General features: G+C 72.1%; 17 protein-coding genes. 8 read left to right on the top strand and 9 right to left on the bottom strand.

Going from position 1 to position 14,383, the window contains the following annotated elements; translation table 11 throughout:
- Window positions 1–7: 7 nt before the first annotated feature.
- Window positions 8–508 (bottom strand): Lrp/AsnC family transcriptional regulator, encoded by a 501-nt coding sequence (locus AB0O07_RS02330; protein WP_365625525.1) that lies wholly within the window; start codon window positions 506–508, stop codon window positions 8–10.
- 125 nt (window positions 509–633) lie between these two features.
- Here AB0O07_RS02330 and AB0O07_RS02325 point away from each other — a divergent pair, with 125 nt between their 5' ends.
- The 3 genes from AB0O07_RS02325 (at window position 634) to AB0O07_RS02315 (ending at window position 3,241) form a co-directional block, all read left to right on the top strand.
- Window positions 634–1,521 (top strand): TIM barrel protein, encoded by an 888-nt coding sequence (locus tag AB0O07_RS02325; protein ID WP_365625522.1) that lies wholly within the window; start codon window positions 634–636, stop codon window positions 1,519–1,521.
- A gap of 248 nt (window positions 1,522–1,769) precedes the next feature.
- Window positions 1,770–2,606 (top strand): hypothetical protein, encoded by an 837-nt coding sequence (locus AB0O07_RS02320; protein ID WP_365625519.1) that lies wholly within the window; start codon window positions 1,770–1,772, stop codon window positions 2,604–2,606.
- A 77-nt stretch (window positions 2,607–2,683) separates the two neighbouring features.
- Window positions 2,684–3,241 carry a GNAT family N-acetyltransferase gene (locus tag AB0O07_RS02315; RefSeq protein WP_365625516.1) on the top strand — a complete coding sequence of 186 codons (558 nt, stop codon included), beginning with the start codon at window positions 2,684–2,686 and terminating at the stop codon, window positions 3,239–3,241.
- A gap of 35 nt (window positions 3,242–3,276) precedes the next feature.
- Here the strand turns inward: AB0O07_RS02315 and AB0O07_RS02310 are convergent, their stop codons facing one another.
- Window positions 3,277–4,251, bottom strand: coding sequence for an NmrA family NAD(P)-binding protein (locus AB0O07_RS02310; RefSeq protein WP_365625513.1), 975 nt, complete (start codon window positions 4,249–4,251; stop codon window positions 3,277–3,279).
- Between the two features lie 99 nt (window positions 4,252–4,350).
- Between AB0O07_RS02310 and AB0O07_RS02305 the strand changes: the two genes are divergently transcribed.
- Window positions 4,351–4,962 carry a helix-turn-helix domain-containing protein gene (locus tag AB0O07_RS02305; RefSeq protein ID WP_365625510.1) on the top strand — a complete coding sequence of 204 codons (612 nt, stop codon included), beginning with the start codon at window positions 4,351–4,353 and terminating at the stop codon, window positions 4,960–4,962.
- 81 nt (window positions 4,963–5,043) lie between these two features.
- On the opposite strand, the gene AB0O07_RS02300 is transcribed toward AB0O07_RS02305, so the two are convergent.
- Window positions 5,044–6,798, bottom strand: coding sequence for an AMP-binding protein (locus tag AB0O07_RS02300; RefSeq protein WP_365625507.1), 1,755 nt, complete (start codon window positions 6,796–6,798; stop codon window positions 5,044–5,046).
- Entirely contained in the window at window positions 6,795–8,567 is a 1,773-nt protein-coding gene (locus AB0O07_RS02295; protein WP_365625504.1) for an AMP-binding protein, read from the bottom strand. Before AB0O07_RS02295 ends, AB0O07_RS02300 begins: the two co-directional genes overlap by 4 nt.
- A 104-nt stretch (window positions 8,568–8,671) precedes the next feature.
- On the opposite strand from AB0O07_RS02295, the gene AB0O07_RS02290 reads away from it, so the two are divergent.
- Window positions 8,672–9,538: a helix-turn-helix transcriptional regulator gene (locus tag AB0O07_RS02290; protein WP_365625501.1), complete on the top strand. Its 867-nt coding sequence runs from the start codon at window positions 8,672–8,674 to the stop codon at window positions 9,536–9,538.
- 41 nt (window positions 9,539–9,579) lie between these two features.
- Here AB0O07_RS02290 and AB0O07_RS02285 read toward each other — a convergent pair whose 3' ends face one another.
- The 5 genes from AB0O07_RS02285 to AB0O07_RS02265 all read right to left on the bottom strand — a co-directional run bounded on the left by AB0O07_RS02285 (window position 9,580) and on the right by AB0O07_RS02265 (window position 13,135).
- Window positions 9,580–9,996, bottom strand: a complete 417-nt coding sequence (locus tag AB0O07_RS02285; RefSeq protein WP_365625498.1) for a DegT/DnrJ/EryC1/StrS family aminotransferase — start codon at window positions 9,994–9,996, stop codon at window positions 9,580–9,582.
- The gene (locus AB0O07_RS02280) at window positions 9,993–11,156 is read right to left on the bottom strand and encodes a hypothetical protein (RefSeq protein WP_365625495.1); all 1,164 of its coding nucleotides are present in this window, start codon (window positions 11,154–11,156) and stop codon (window positions 9,993–9,995) included. Before AB0O07_RS02280 ends, AB0O07_RS02285 begins: the two co-directional genes overlap by 4 nt.
- Window positions 11,157–11,397: 241 nt before the next feature.
- Window positions 11,398–12,081 (bottom strand): YdcF family protein, encoded by a 684-nt coding sequence (locus AB0O07_RS02275; protein WP_365625492.1) that lies wholly within the window; start codon window positions 12,079–12,081, stop codon window positions 11,398–11,400.
- 39 nt (window positions 12,082–12,120) lie between these two features.
- Window positions 12,121–12,339 (bottom strand): DUF397 domain-containing protein, encoded by a 219-nt coding sequence (locus AB0O07_RS02270; protein WP_365625489.1) that lies wholly within the window; start codon window positions 12,337–12,339, stop codon window positions 12,121–12,123.
- Entirely contained in the window at window positions 12,332–13,135 is an 804-nt protein-coding gene (locus AB0O07_RS02265; protein ID WP_365625486.1) for a helix-turn-helix transcriptional regulator, read from the bottom strand. The genes AB0O07_RS02270 and AB0O07_RS02265 overlap by 8 nt, the downstream gene beginning before the upstream one ends.
- A gap of 144 nt (window positions 13,136–13,279) precedes the next feature.
- Here AB0O07_RS02265 and AB0O07_RS02260 point away from each other — a divergent pair, with 144 nt between their 5' ends.
- From AB0O07_RS02260 to AB0O07_RS02250, 3 genes are read left to right on the top strand one after another with little or no spacing between them, the layout of a single operon-like run.
- Window positions 13,280–13,447: a hypothetical protein gene (locus AB0O07_RS02260; protein WP_365625483.1), complete on the top strand. Its 168-nt coding sequence runs from the start codon at window positions 13,280–13,282 to the stop codon at window positions 13,445–13,447.
- Entirely contained in the window at window positions 13,444–13,878 is a 435-nt protein-coding gene (locus AB0O07_RS02255; RefSeq protein WP_365625480.1) for a hypothetical protein, read from the top strand. The genes AB0O07_RS02260 and AB0O07_RS02255 overlap by 4 nt, the downstream gene beginning before the upstream one ends.
- Window positions 13,875–14,378, top strand: coding sequence for a hypothetical protein (locus AB0O07_RS02250; RefSeq protein WP_365625477.1), 504 nt, complete (start codon window positions 13,875–13,877; stop codon window positions 14,376–14,378). The genes AB0O07_RS02255 and AB0O07_RS02250 overlap by 4 nt, the downstream gene beginning before the upstream one ends.
- Window positions 14,379–14,383: the final 5 nt, after the last annotated feature.

The following is a 14,383-nucleotide window of genomic DNA, read 5'->3' as shown; positions in this document are numbered from 1 at the left end:
CGCTCGCTCAGCGGCCGGCGGTCTCCTCCGGGGGTGTGGCGGGGCTGCCGGCCTCCGGGCTGTTGGGCAGCAGATGGGTGAGGGCGATGAAGCTGTTGGTCCGGGTGACGAACGGCTCGGCCCTGATCCGCTCCAGCACCTCCTCGAAGTGGTCGATGTCGGCGGCCCGGATGTGCAGCAGGGCGTCCGCCCCGCCGGTCACGGTCACCGCGGCGACCACCTCGGGGTAGGTGCGCGCGACCTCGGCCAGCCGGCGGGGCGGAGCCGCGCCGTCGCAGAAGACCTCGACATACGCTTCCGTACGCCAGCCGAGCGCCGCCGGGCGGACGACGGTGGTGAAGCCGGTGATCACCTCGGTCTCCCGCATCCGGTCGACCCGGCGTTTCACGGCGGGCGCCGAGAGTCCGACCGCGTGGCCGATCTCGGTGAAGCTGGTACGGGCGTTGGCGACGAGCGCGGCGAGAATGCGCCGGTCGAGGTCGTCCAGGACCGGCTGCTGATAGGTCACCCGAGTCTCCGTCTCTGGCCGTGGCCGTGGATTCCTTGACAGCACGGAAGCACACGAGGCAGCATTCCACTCATTCCATTAAGCAGAAATCATATTTCGCGATGCGGAAGGGGCCCGGACTCTCCATGTCTCATATCTCCCCGCTCTGGAGCGGTACAGAGCAGCGATTCGATGTGAATCTGTCCATCCTCTTCACCGAACTGCCGCTGCTGGAGCGGCCGGCCGCCGCCGCGGCGGCCGGGTTCACCGCGGTGGAGCTGTGGTGGCCGTGGACCGACACGCCCACCCCGCCCCGCGCGGCCCTGGACGACCTGCGGAAGGCCCTGGACGACGCGGGGACCCGGCTCGTCGGCCTGAACTTCTACGCGGGCCTGCTGCCGGGGCCCGACCGGGGCGCGCTCTCCGTCCCCGGCGAGGAGTCCGAGCGGTTCCGGGCCAATGTGCCGGTCGCGGCCGAGTTCGCCGCCGCCACCGGGTGCCGGGCGCTCAACGCGCTGTACGGCAACCGCGTCTCCTGGGCGGATCCGGCGGCCCAGGACGCCCTGGCCCTGGAGAACCTGGCGCTGGCGGCCCGCGCCGCCGACGAGGCCGGTGCCACGCTGCTGATCGAGGCGTTGAACCGGCCCGAGTCGCCGGACTACCCCTTGGTCGACGCGGAGTCGGCGGTCGCGGTCGTGGACCGGGTCAACGAGGCCACGGGGCTGGACAACGCGCGGTTCCTGCTGGACCTCTACCACCTGTCGTACCTGGCGGGCCCGACAGGTACGACAGGCCCGACAGGTACGACGACGTACGGCGCGAACCTGCCCGAGGTGATCGACCGGTACGCCGCGAAGTCCGGCCATGTGCAGATCGCCGACAACCCGGGGCGGGGCGCGCCGGGCACCGGGACGCTCCCCCTGGAGGAGCTGGTCGGCCGGCTGCGCACGGCGGGATACGCGGGGTGGATCGGCCTGGAGTACAAGCCGGGCGACCGCCCGTCCGCCGAGTCCTTCGGCTGGCTCGGCCACTGACCGGCCGCCGGCATGCGGCAGACAGGCCGCTGACCGGTCCATCCCTGCCCCCGGCCCCCTGAACGCCGGACGGCGGCGGCGCCGACACCCGTACGGTCGCGCCCGGCCCGCCGCCGTCCGGTCATCCCTTCCACCGCCCGGTCACCCCTTTCGCCGCCCTGGCGCCCTTTTCCGGGCCAGGCCCTCCCCCCGTTCTCGCTCTTGGTGGACGATGAAACACTGAGCGCGACCGAACGGAGGGGATCGTCATGGGTGAGAGCGTTCCGGTGTCCTGTCCGTCCTGCGGCGACGGCCACACCTTCACGGTGTCGGTCTTCACCTGCGCCTGCGGGGCTCCGGTCGCCCCGTCGCTCGCCGTGGACGCGCCACCGGAGCGGGTCACGCACCGTACCTGGGCCGAGGAGTGGGTGACCGTACGGTGCCAGGAGTGCGGGACGGCGTGCGAGCTGCCCCGGCCCGAGATGGGCTGTCCCTGCGGCACGGTGGTACGGATCCCGGTACGCGCCCCGGGGCCGCCGGCCGTCACCCGGGCACCCGAGACATCCGAGTCACCTGAGCCGCCTGAGGCACCCCAGCCGGCCGTCACCGAGACACCTGAGCCGCCCGCGCACGCCGAACACCCCGAACACCCCGAGCACCCCACGCACCCCACGCACCCCGAACACCCCGCGCACATCCCGCTCCCCAGGACCGCCGCCGCCCCGCGCCCCGCCTTCCGGCCGCTGACCATCCGTACCTCCCACGACGCGGTGACGGCGGCCGGGCTGTATCTGCGCTGGCTGGGGTTCAAGGGCGTCGTCCAGGCGGACGAGCCGGCCGTCCCCGGGATCGACCTGCGCGGCCCCGATGTGATCGCCCAGGTCGACCCGACGATGAACCCGGCGTCGGTACGCGCCGTCGAGTGCCTCTGGCTCAACGGGCTCAGCGCGTCGGCGGTGAGCGTCTACTTCTCCCTGGCGGGGTACGCGGACGACGCGCGGGCCCGCGCCGACGACCTCGGCCTGCCGCTCTTCGTCATGGACCTCTCGGGCTCCCCGACCCCGGTCAACGGCCCGGCCGACGAACTGGTCTCCTCGGGCGCCTGAGCCGTCCACGAGCGCGCCGCACCCGGGGCGGCGTAAACCCGTACCACGCCCCGGCCCCGCCCCGGCATACTCACCGCATGCTGTCCCGCTCCCCCGCGCCCCGGCCCCTGGTGATCCGGCCCGCCGCCCATGCCGACCTGCCGGTTCTCCAGGAGATCGAGGGCGCGGCCGGCGAGGCGTTCCGGGCCCTGGGCATGGCCGGGATCGCCGACGACGCGCCGCCCTCGCTCGCCGTCCTGGAGGGCTACCGGAGCAAGGAGGGTGCCTGGGTGGCCGGGCTCCCCGGCATCGGCGAGGGTGCCGGCCGGCCCGTGGCGTATCTGCTGGACGAGCCGGTCGACGGCGCCGCCCATATCGAGCAGGTGTCGGTCCACCCGGACGCCGCGCGGCTCGGGATCGGCCGGGCGCTCATCGACCACCTGGCCGTACGGGCCCGGGGCGCCGGGCTCACCGCCCTCACCCTGACGACCTTCGCGGCCGTACCGTGGAACGCCCCGTACTACGCACGCCTCGGCTTCCGCACCCTCCCCGAGGACCGGCTCACCGACGGCCTCCGCGCGATCCGCCGAGCGGAGGCGGCCCACGGCCTGGACCGCTGGCCCCGGGTCTGCATGCGCCGCGAACTGCCGTCCTGACACCCGAGACTGCCCTGACGCCCGAGGCCGCCCCGTCAGGCGGTGGGCCGCATGTGCTCGCGCGCCCATTCATCGAAGCTGGTGAGGGGGATGCCGAGGTCCCTCGCGTACTGCGGGCGGGCCGGCTGGCCGGTCACGTTCAGCCGCTCGTGCGTGGCGCCCATCTGCGGCATTCCGGCGGCCAGGGCCTGCTCCTCGGTCATGTCCGGCGCGGAGAGCCGGATGTCCAGCGCGCGGGAGAGAACTTCGGCGATCTCCGTCATCGACAGGTAGTCGCTCGCCAGCTCCAGTTCGACGCCGTCGAATCGCTCCGGCTCGGCGATGGCGGCGGCCGCCGCCGCGCCGATGTCGTCCACAGCGGCCAGGGAGAGCCGGGTCCCGGGCTTCACCACGCTCACCAGGCCGCCCGCTGTGCCGCGCGGGAAGAGAAACGCCATGGACGGGAGGAAGTTCTCCATGAAGAAGCCCGGCTTGAGCAGCGTCCAGTGGGGGAACCCGGCCGCGCGGACCCGGTCCTGGATCGCGCTCTTGGCGTCCAGGGAGGGCGCCGCCGATGCCCAGCGGCCCTCGGCCCAGCCGGGGTCCTCGGTGTGCTGCCCGGCGCCGGTGACGGAGGTGTGCACGAACTGCGGTACGCCGGCGGCCTTCGCGCCCTCGACGAGGTTGACGCCCTGGGCCACCTCCCCCTCGAAGTCGAAGCCTTCGGCGGTGATGGCGGGCATCTGCACGGAGAAGACGGCGCGGGCCCCCTGGGCGGCCCGGATCACGGAATCGCGGTCGTGGAGATCGCCGGTGACCAGCTCGGCGCCGCGCGCCTCGATGGCCTTGGCCCGGTCGGTGGCCGGATCGCGCACCAGGGCGCGGACCGGGACACCCGCCGCGAGCAGCGCACGGGCGGTGGCGCCGCCCTGCCTGCCGGTGGCGCCGGTGACCAGGACGGGCGCGGGTTGCGCGGAAGAACGTACAGAGGAACGTACGGCGGAAGGACGTACAGACGGGTGGGCGGACATGGCACTCCCTAAGGGTCGAGCATAAACGGCGGGGCCCGCCGTTTATGCTCGGCTACGATATGGCGGAGCCCGCCACTTATCAATCCCGGAGGTGATCCGATGCCCGAGCACCAGCGCGCGGATGCCCGGCGCAACTACACGCGCATCCTCGCCGTGGCGGAGGAGGAGGTGGCCGCCCAGGGCGCCGACGCCTCCCTGGAGCAGATCGCCCGCACCGCGGGGGTGGGCTCCGCGACCGTGCGCCGGCACTTCCCCACCCGCCGCGCACTGCTGGAGGCGGTCTCCAAGAACCGGATCGACGCCCTGTGCGCCCGCGCCCGGGAACTGGCCGAAGGCGCGCAGGAACCGGCCGACGTCCGGAAACCGGCCGACGTCCAGGAACCGGCCGGCAAGGACGGCAGCCGGGACGCGCTCCTGGAATGGCTCACCGACCTCACCGCCTACTCCGTCTCCGCCCGGGGGCTGGCCGCCGCGCTGGCCTACGACGGCCCGGTGCACGAGAACAGTTGCTCGGCGGTACTGGAAAAGGCGGCGGACCCCCTGGTGCGCCGCGCCGTACAGGACGGCGCGCTGGCGGCCGACGTCACCGTCGCCGATCTGATCACCCTGGTCGTCGGCATCGCCCTCGCCACGGAGCACTACCCCGACCCCACCGCCCAGGCGGACCGGCTGTTCCGGCTGGCCGTGGCGGGCCTCAGCCCACGGAGCTGAGCCCCCGGAGCCGAACAGGGCTCACGCCGACGAGAACAGGACTCACGCCGAGGACAGGACTCACGCCGACGAGGACAGGGCTCACGCCGAGAAGCGCTCCCGCAGCTCGACCTTCCGCACCTTCCCGCTGACCGTCATCGGAAAGCCGTCCACGATCTCCACCCGGCGCGGGATCTTGTAGTGCGCGAGCCGTTCCCGGCAGTACGCCCTGATCTCCTCCGCCGAGGGCGGCGCCGCCGGGTCGCGGGGGATGACGCAGGCCACGATCTCCTCCCCGTACCGTTCGTCGGGCACCCCGACCACCTGTATGTCGGCGACCTGGGGGTGGCCGTACAGAAACTCCTCGATCTCCCTCGGGTAGACGTTCTCGCCGCCCCTGATGATCAGGTCCTTGATCCGGCCGACGATCTGCGCGTATCCGTCCTCCCTGATCACCGCGAGGTCCCCGGTGTGCATCCAGCGCCCGGCGTCGACCACTTCGGCCGTGAGGGCCGGCTCGTCCCAGTAGCCGAGCATGACGCTGTAGCCGCGCGTGCACAGCTCGCCGGGGGTGCCGCGCCCCACGGTCACCCCGGTGGCCGGGTCGATCACCTTGACCTCGATGTGCGGGAGGGCCCGCCCGACGGTGCCGGTGCGGCGTTCCAGGTCGTCGTCGCGGCGGGTCTGGAGGGAGACCGGGGAGGTCTCCGTCATGCCGTAACAGATGGACACCTCCCGCATGTTCATCCGTTCGACGACCCGCTTCATCACCTCGACCGGGCAGGGCGAGCCCGCCATGATCCCGGTGCGGAGGGAGGTGAGGTCGTACGTGGTGAAGCCGGGGAGGTCCAGCTCGGCCAGGAACATCGTCGGTACGCCGTAGAGGGAGGTGCAGCGTTCGCGCTGGACGGCGTCGAGGGTCGCGGCGGCGTCGAAGGACGGGGCGGGGATGACGACGCAGGCGCCGTGCGAGGTGGCGCCCAGGTTGCCCATGACCATGCCGAAGCAGTGGTAGAAGGGGACGGGCAGGCAGATCCGGTCTTGTTCGGTGTAGCCGACCGTCTCCCCCACGAAATAGCCGTTGTTGAGGATGTTGTGGTGGGAGAGGGTGGCGCCCTTGGGGAATCCGGTGGTGCCGGAGGTGTACTGGATGTTGATCGGATCGTCGCAGGAGAGCCCGGCCGCGCGCGCCGCGACCTCCTCCGCCGCGACCCGTCCGCCCTCCGCCAGCAGCCGGTCCCAGCCCGGGTCCCCGAAGTAGTGCACGGAGCGCAGCCCGGGACACTCCCCGCGCACCTGCTCGACCAGGGCGCGGTAGTCGCTGGAGCGGTGGCCCGGCGACGCGAAGAGGACGGAGATCCTCGACTGGTTGAGGACGAACGCGACCTCGTGCGCGCGGTACGCGGGGTTGATGGTGACCATGATCGCGCCGATCCGGGCGGTGGCGTACTGCACGAGCACCCACTCGGGGCAGTTGACCGCCCAGATCCCGACCCGGTCGCCCTTGGCCACCCCGCGCCCGAGCAGCGCCCGCGCGAGCGTGTCGACGTCGGCGCCGAACTCCGCGTACGTCCAGCGCCGTCCGGAGGGGACGTCGACCAGCGCCTCGCGGTCGGGGAAGGCGGCGACCGTACGGTCGAGATTGCCGCCGATGGTGTCGCCGAGCAGCGCGGTGTCCCCGGTGCCGTGCACGTACGACGGCACGGGGCCGGCGCCCGCCACCCCGGAGCCACCCCCCGCCACCGGCACGCCCGCCCCGGGACCGCCGCCCGCCACCGCGTTCACCGGCCCAAGGCCGTCCCCCGCCACCGGCACACCCATCTCGGGACCGCCCGCCCCGGGACCGCCGCCGGTCACCGGAGTTCCCCCTCGTCGTACTCCCCGGCCCCGGAGCCCTCCGCCGTCAGCCGGCGCAGCTCGATGCGGCGGATCTTGCCGGAGACCGTCTTGGGCAGGTCGGCGAATTCCAGCTTCCGGATCCGCTGGTACGGCGCGAGCACCGCGCGCGAGTGGGCGAAGAGCGCCTTCGCCGTGCCGGGCCCCGGTTCCCACCCCTCCGCGAGGACCACGTACGCCTTCGGGACGGCGAGGCGTACCGGGTCGGGGGCCGGGACGACGGCGGCCTCGGCGACCGCCTCGTGCTCCAGCAGGGCGCTCTCCAGCTCGAACGGCGAGATCTTGTAGTCCGAAGACTTGAACACATCATCGGATCTGCCCACATACGTGATGTACCCGTCGGCGTCCCGCGAGCCGATGTCACCCGTCCGGTAGTAGCCGCCCGCCATGGCCCGCTCCGTCAGCTCCGGGTCCCCGTGGTACCCCGTCATCACCCCCACCGGCCGGTCCGCGAGCACCAGCGAGATCTCGCCTTCCCGCGCCCCCGGCTCGCCCGTCACCGGATCCAGCAGCTCCACCCGGAACCCGGGCGTGGGCCGCCCCATGGAGCCCGCCTTCAGCAACTGCCCCGGCGAGTTGGCGACCTGCACCGCCGTCTCGGTCTGCCCGAACCCGTCCCGGATCGTCACCCCCCACTCCCGCCGTACGGTCTCGATGACCTCCGGGTTCAGCGGCTCGCCGGCCGCGACCGCCTCGCGGGGCGCGGAACGGAGCAGGGAGAGATCGGCCTGGATCAGCATCCGCCAGACGGTGGGCGGCGCGCAGAAACTCGTCACCCCGGCCGCGTCCATCTCCGCCATCAGCCGCCCCGCGTCGAACCGGCCGTAGTTGTGAATGAACACGGTCGCCTCCGCGTTCCAGGGGGCGAAGAGATTCGACCAGGCGTGCTTGGCCCATCCGGGTGAGGCGATGTTGAGATGGACGTCGCCGGGGCGCAGCCCGATCCAGTACATCGTGGCGAGGTGGCCGACCGGGTACGAGACATGGGTGTGCTCGACCAGTTTGGGGCGGGCGGTGGTCCCGGAGGTGAAGTAGAGCATCAGGGGGTCGCTCGCGCGGGTGACACCGTCCGGGGTGAAGTCGACGGACCGCTCCCGGGCGTCCTCGTACGCGCACCACCCGTCCGGCGCGCCCCCCACCGCGATCCGCGTGAAGTCGCCGGGCACTTCCGCGAACTTGCCGGTGTCGACGGACCGGACGAGAACATGCCGGGCCCGCCCCCGTTCCACCCGGTCCCGCAGGTCGGCGGGGCCGAGGAGAGGTGTGGCGGGGATGACGACGGCCCGCAGTTTCATGGCGGCAAGGGCGGTCTCCCAGAGCTCCGCCTGATTCCCGAGCATGACGACGATACGGTCCCCGGCCCGCACCCCCACCTCGCGCAGCCAGTTGGCCACCTGGTTGGAGCGGGCGGCCATCTCGGCGTATGTGACGCGGGTACGGCTGCCGTCCTCCTCGACGATATGGAGCGCGAGCCGCGCGTTCCCCCGCCCGTCGGGCCCTTCGGCGACCCGGTCGAACCAGTCCAGCGCCCAGTTGAAGAACGCGGGGCGCGGCCAGCGGAACCCGTCGTACGCGGCCTGATAATCCTCCCGGTGAGCCAGAAGAAAATCCCGGGCGCCCCGGAACTCCTCGGTGGCGCCACCTACAGCAGCCCCGTCACGCCCCCTCACCCCCCTCGCCCCGCTCGGGCCACTCACCCCGCTCGACCCGGCGGATGTCCTTGCCGTCATGTGTCCTCCTCATTGCGCCACCGTTCACTAGCATCGTGTAATCAGTGACGCAGGTCTCACCACCCCCGAACGGGGGTAGTGGCGACGCGGCGGAGGGAACGGGCATGGCCGAAGAGCGCGGAGCCGGGGGTGCCGAACCGGCGGAGGCCGTGGAAATGCGGGCCGCACTAGGACAGCTCCGCCGAGCCACCGGGCTGCCGGTGGCCTTCGGCGGCCTCCTCCCCGAAACGGGAAACCTCCGGATCGCGGAGCTGAACGGCACGGCGACCAGCGCACTGCGCTCCCTGGCGATCTCCACGGGGAACGGCCTGGGCGGCAAGTCCATGGCCCTCTCCCGCCCCTGCGCGGTGACGGACTACACGACGGCCCGGCACATCAGCCACGAGTACGACGCGGCGGTGTCGACGGAGGGCCTGCGCTCCGTCCTGGCGGTCCCGGTGGTGGTACGGCGCAGAGTGCGCGGCGTACTGTACGGCGCCCTCCGCACCGCCCTGCCGATCGGCGAACGCACCTTCGACGCGGCGGTGGCGGCGGCGCGCGACGTGGAGCAGGCCCTGGTGGTACGGGACGAGGTGCGCCGCCTGCTCACGGTCACCCGGGAACCGGCGGCCGGCCCGGGCGCCTGGGAGGAGGTCCGCGCGGCCCACAGCGAACTCCGCGCCCTGGCCCCCCGGATACTGGACAAGGCCCTGCGCCAGGAACTCCTCACGGCCTGCGCCCGCCTGGCCCAAGCCGCGCCCCCACCTTCCCCTGGCCCCCCGGGCCGCCTCCCCACCACCGCCCTGGCCCCCCGCGAACTGGACGTCCTGGCCTGCGTGGCGGCCGGCGCGACCAACGCCAGAGCAGCCGCCCTCCTGGGCCTCCGCCCGGAAACGGTGAAGGGCTACCTCCGCTCGGCCATGCGCAAACTGAGCACCCACACCCGCCTGGAGGCGGTGGTGGCGGCGCGCCGGGCGGGGCTGCTGCCGTAACGAAGCCGGACCTCCGGGCGGGAGCGGGCTCGCTCCCGGGCTCAGCCCCGCAGAACCGGCAGTTCAGGCGGTCCGCCCCCGACGCCACACCGCCAGAGGGCCGCGCACATCCGCCCTGCGCTGGCCGCCCGCCCGGTCGGATACCCCTCAAGCCGGGGCAGTTGGGCAGGGGAGAGGGCGGCGGCCAGCGGGGGGATGCGTAACTTCAGCACCATTCCGGTGACGGCGTAGGGCGCGAGCGCGTGGCCGGTGGAGCCTACCGCCCGCCCGTCCCAGGTCGCGCCGAAGGCGTGCGAGCCGTCTTCCAGCAGCTTCAGTCCGTGGCGCCCGGCGAAGGCGGTGAGCCTGTCGGTGTCCTCCGGCACTCCCCACAGGTGGACGGCGACGACAGCCTTCGTACGGAGGGTGACGCGGCACCAGGCGTCCTCCATCGAGCCGGCCTGCCTCGTCGGCCTCACCGCGCGGCATACGTTCCCGGGTCGTCCGGCTGGTCGCCCCCGTGAACACGATCAGGACCAGTGCGCATGTGGTGCGCGAGGATCTCGCGCAGCCACGGGCTGCGGACGGTCGGCAGCCGGACCAGAACGCGCCAGAACACTTCCGGGTCGGCCCGGAACAGGTGACGGGGGCGCGGCGCGGGCGGGTCGAAGTCGTCGCGGAGGACGCCGATGGGCAGGGCGCCGGACCTGGGGACGGGCAGGTCGGCGTCGGGGAAGGCCAGCCATAGCCACACTCCGAACGGCAGCGGCACCAGGTACGGTGCCGGGTCGGCTGGGGCCCAGGTCTTCCCCGTCTGAGGATGGGACGGCACGAGGAGGATGGAGACGTCTACGCTGGGAGCCGGCAATCCCGGGCCGGCCAGAACGGCGCACCGCGCCTGCGGACCCGCGGGCAACAGAGCATCGAGCGCGCGTTGGAAGACCTCCCCGACCAAGCCGTCCGGGACGAGCACTGGTTGGCCCTCCGAAGCCGCCAGCAGGTGGGCGAGCGCTTGGCCCGCCGCAGCCTCCCACTGCGGGCTCCACGACCACCAGTAGTTGGACCAGTGGCCCGCCGCCATACGCGACCCCCATGCGGCGATCGGCTCAAACGGGGGCGTGCCCATGCCTTCCGCCATCAGTTGGGACCAGGAAAGCGGCGCGGCGCCGAGGCCGGCGATGGGAAGGCGGCGTACGGCGTTCGGGGCGAGCCACATCGCCTGCCAGAGCGAGCAGTCGTCGATCCGGCTCGCCACAGGCAGGGCACACTCCGCGCAGGCCACGTTCGGGCCGTCAGCACCGTCGAGGCCACAGCAATAGCCGCCTCCGTGATTTCCCGGGATCAGCACCGTGCCGCTGGCGTCGCCTGGTGCGATGACGATCGCGCCAGGCGCGCCGTCGGAGAGGGCGTACACCGGCGCGTAAACACCGCGGGCGGTCGCCTCGTCCGGCGGGATCTCCTCCCACCTCCGCCACGGCGGCCCCCAAGGCTCCGGGTCCACGGCGAACGTGCCCGACTCCATGAGCACCGGGAGCTGGACCCCGTTCCCGTACTTCTGATGAGCGTGGGCCGGCAGCGCGACCTTGGACAGCGGGATGGTCAGCCTGGCGCCACAACCAGCACACACGAAGACGAACAAACATCCTCCGTAAGACAAGCGGAGGGCATCGTCGCAGCTCAGAGGTGGACCAGCCAACGTTTTTTTCACCCGCTGCGCGAGACCGTGTCGCCGATGATGCGAGCGAGGGCCCGGTGGCGCGGGCGTGGAGGCTGGGCAGATCCTCCCGCCGGACAGCGTCGAGCCAGGCCGGCAGGTGTTCGCCTTGGCGCTGGGCGAGCATGACCGCGAAGGAGCGGACGTGTCGGTGAGGGCGTCGAGCTCAGGACAGGGCCGCTCGGGTTCCTACATCCCCGTCCCCACCGAGGAGCCGGCTCGTGAAGCCGCGCGACACGAGCCGCCCGTATGCCCGCGTCACGTCATCGGGCACGTCCTGCGGGATCGTGAAGCCCTGCGCCGGGTAGAGCAACAGGCGTTGCAGGGAGCCCACCAGCATGTCGACTACGAGTCGCGGGTCCCCGATCGTGGCGACGTAATCGGGGAGCGTCATCGGGGTCGAAGCGCTGACGAACTCCACCCCGGGCCAGAGCTTCCGGGCGGTGGCGCAGGCCCGCCGTTCCTCGTACGGCTTGCTGATCAGCAGCACCGAGTCCACCGCGAACCCGCGCGCTTCGAGAAGGGCGCGGGACAGGGCGATGTTCTCCCCGGTGTTGCGTGCGCGCGGCTCCACGAGGACGGCGTCCGCCGGAACGCCCAGTTCGAGCGCGCGCGTCCGGTAGTGCTCGGCCTCACCGCGCGGCATACGTTCCCGGGTCGTCCGGCTGGTCGCCCCCGTGAACACGATCAGGGGCATCATGCCGCGCCGGAACAGGCTCACGGCCGTATCGGCCACGCCCAGGTCGTGGCTTCCCAGCCCGATACCTACGGAACAGGGGCGAGGTTCATGGCCCATCCGCTGGTACGCCCAGAGCAGCCGGGCGTCCGCCCAGTCCTGTTCCGCGATCACGCCGAGCCGTCCTCGTGCTTGCCGTGGCCCCCGCCCGCCTCAGGAGAGGAAGCCACCCTGCTGGACACCACCGACAAAGCCCGCCCACGCGCCCGGCGCGAACAGGAGGGCGGGTCCGTGCGGAACCTTGCTGTCACGGACGGGCACGGCCCCGGCGTAGCCGTCCGTGACCTCCACGCAATCGCCCTGTTGCGCGCCACTGAAGGAGGACTTCCGCCAACCGCTCAGCGTGGACGCGTCCTTGATGCGTTCAGCCATGATTCCTGTGTTCCTTCGCTATTTCCCGCAAGCGGGCTACGGACACCTGAAGCGGCAGCGCCTCACCTAGAGCAAGATCGTAAGCCCCCTGGATCTCTTCGACCACGGCAGGGGAGTCGTGAACCTTACCCATGCGCATCCCCTCCGCGTACGCGATCGGTGGCTGGTCCTCGAACCACATCAGTTTCAGATAGCCGTCCAGCAACGGGTGCGGCCCCGCGCTGAACGGTACGATGTGCACGCGGATACGTCCCGACTCGGCAAGCGCGGCGATGCGGTCCAACTGATCGGCCATGACCGCATGGCCCCCTATGGGCCGGTGCAGCACCGCCTCGTCCATCATCGCCCACACTGCCGGGGTGAGCGGGTTCTCAAGCAACTTGGCCCGCTCCAGCCGTGTCACCACGGCTCTTTGACGCTCCTCTTCGCTCTCCCGTGGGTATCCGGAGTCAATAACCGCCGTTGCGTAGGCCTCGGTTTGCAGGATGCCGGGCACGTATGACAAGCCGTACTCACGGATCATCGTGGCCTGCTGCTCGAACTCGCGCGCCTTTTCGAACCAGTAGGCAACCGGCTTGCCGTTCCGATTTTGGCCCGGCCTGAAAGTGACCAGCACGGTTCCCGTATCCAGCGCCAGGTCAAGACGCTTCGCGTCCTCTTCGCTGGGGTAGCGGGAACCGTTCTCAATGGCCGCGATGAGAGAGCGCGACATGATCGCGGTGTCCGCTAGCTGCTGCTGTGTCCAGCCCTTCGTTTGGCGAGCCTCCTTCAACCACTCGCCATAAGTCATAGCCAAAGCTCAACGCTCCCTTGTCACGTTGTCCTTGTGACAAGGATGCCAGTAGCGAGGGCTGCTGAAGCCGCCGTTACCTGGGAAAGGAGCGAATCAACCACGGACGGCGGACAGATGGCCAACACCAGCGCACGGAATGACGAGCACTTGACGTACCCCCCGACCGATTCCGCCCCGTCGCCCGGGTGCGACCTGTGCGACTGGTGGCGTCGGCGTCGGGAGAACGCCCTGCGCGGGATCGCCGCCGCCACCCCCGAGGAGTGCGCCCGGGAGATCGCGGCGCATCCTCATCGGCGGGCCGGTGGTGCCGTATGACGCACGGACTCCGGCTCGGCATGGCCGTGTTCGACCGCAGGACGGACATGCCGGGGGTGATCAGGTCGTTCGCCGGGGACCTGGTGCTCCTGGTCCGGCCCTCGGGGCACATCTGGCAGGCGTCCCTGTACTCGGTACGGCCCGCGACCGAACGGGAACAGCTTCAGCTCCGCGCCCTCGCGCGGCTCCACCGGCAGCAGCGGCGCCCGCGAGATCGCCCGGCCGAACACCCGTCGCCGGAGCGCCAGTCGTCGGAGCGCCCGAAGGGGGAACGGGCCGCGTCGGAGCGACCGCACGAGCGCCCGGCGAGGGAACGGGACGAGACGGAACGCCCCGCGCCCGAGCGCCCCGCGACGGACGCGGCCCCGTCCGGACGCGCACCCGCCCAGCGGCCCCCCGCGGGCCGGCCCGTCGGCCGGTGGTGGCGATGAGTGCGCGGCGGTATCAGGTGACCGTCCTCGGCGAGGGCCCGGTCAACGGAACGTGGGCCCGGGTCGTGCTCGCCACGCGGGAGACGGTGTCGCCCGATGACGCCCTGCTCTTCCTGCGCCGCCAGGCCCGCCGTATCGCCAACGGGCTCGACCCCGGACCTTGTTCGGGCTGGTTCCCGCCGGGCGCGTCGGCCCGTATCGAGGAGCGCGGGCCCGACGCGCCGACCCAACTGCGGCTCTGGTGCACGGACTCCGCCGCGCAGGAGGCGGCCCGGAGCAAGCTGGTCGCGGGAACGGACTTCACCCTGACGGCAGCCGACGCCGAGGGGCACTTCACCCTCCGGGCGGTACCGATCGCCCCGTACATCCCGCACCGCATACCGCGCCTCCCCGCCCCCGAGAGGGCCGCACCCGCGCTGCGCACGGGCCTGGTCGTCGCCGCCACCCTGGCCGCCTACGCCGTACTGGGCTGGCTGCTGGCCGTACCACCGCCCCGGTAGAACCC

The organism is Streptomyces sp. NPDC093085, from assembly GCF_040683935.1.
Classification (GTDB): domain Bacteria; phylum Actinomycetota; class Actinomycetes; order Streptomycetales; family Streptomycetaceae; genus Streptomyces.
Note: the sequence above shows the minus strand (reverse complement) of the source record. Positions and strands in the feature narration are given on the sequence as shown.